Annotated in this window: 1 protein-coding gene; it reads right to left on the reverse strand. The window is 22.0% G+C overall.

All coding sequences use genetic code 11. The features are described from left to right. Positions 1-114: 114 nt before the first annotated feature. Complete coding sequence (locus tag T523_RS08080; RefSeq protein ID WP_042708454.1) at positions 115-837, reverse strand: DUF116 domain-containing protein; 723 nt, start codon at positions 835-837, stop codon at positions 115-117. Positions 838-1,318 lie beyond the last annotated feature (481 nt).

The raw sequence follows: 1,318 nt of genomic DNA on the forward strand, positions 1-1,318 counted from the left end.
TGTGTTCTTAATTCTATTTAAGTTGTTTAAAGTTGGTATTATTTAAAATCAATGTATTTATTTTATAAAAATAGTTTTAATTAAATTTAGTATAAAAAATAATAAAAAAAGAGTTTAATAATTCTGTTTATCTTTTTTAACACATAATTTTGGATTTATATTTAAGTTTTTAACTGATTCAGTGTTTTCTTTTTTATTTTTCTCATCATAGTAACCTATTTTTTCAAGAACATTTCTTACATCTACTTTAGTTTGGTAACATCCAGTTGTAGAAAGTAATACTCCTTGTGGTGCATAGTCACTAAGATGCATCATTGTAAGATTTAAATCTTCATAACATGCAACTCCTACTACAGAGTCAAAGTCATTGTTTTTAATGATTTTTTTAACAAAACTGCTTCCAGGTACAATAAATACTTTATATCCAATACTTTCTGCTTTTGATTTAATAACACCTACAGAACATTTACCACATTCATCACATACAAGACCTGTTTCATCTAATCTTGCTTTACAATCTGCACTTCTTAGACAATGTGGGAGTACAAGTATTTTTTTAGAGTTTTCAGTTTTATTAAATTTGTTTTTATTAACATGATTTCTTACATTTACACTCATTTGATCTATCATTGTTTCATCAAAACCTAAAAGTTTAGATAGATATTTAAGTGGTGAATAGAATAAATCTGTTACTCCAAGTACAAACTTTGGAAATATTAATCTTTCTTTATTTAAAGATATATGGCTTAATATAATTACAATTAATAAGATTATTATCACTGCAATAATTAGCACTGTAAAACTTTGTCCAATAAACTGAAATAAATGTTCTAACATTTTACACCTTTAATTTTAAAGTTTTTCTATTTAATCTTTAAGTTTATAAATTCTTAAGTTTTTATTATAATAAATTATTTATGTTTTTTATATATTAAAAAGGTTTTATAAAAATAAGATTGTTTCTATATTATTATATATATTTAGGGGCCTGAATTTTTGACTTGTTTTTGAGCCCTAATTTTTCTTATTTTTATAGTTTTAATTATTGTATATTCTTGTTTTGTAATAATACAATTGGAAAATTAGTAATTTAATAAAAAAAGGTCGTTTAAACCAATAAATTTAAATAATAAGTGCAACAAATATATATTTGGCGAAAAAAATGTTCCACAATCTAAATCTTGATAAAAACGACCCAAATTATATTATGTTGAATAAAATATTTAAAATTATTGGTTCTAGAAAATCAAAACAAATATTTTCCTCTAATGGTTTTAAAAACCTTAAAAAATTAGATACAGTAATCAAAACACAATTT

Origin of the sequence: Methanobrevibacter wolinii SH, from assembly GCF_000621965.1 — an archaeon.
Lineage (GTDB): Archaea > Methanobacteriota > Methanobacteria > Methanobacteriales > Methanobacteriaceae > Methanarmilla > Methanarmilla wolinii.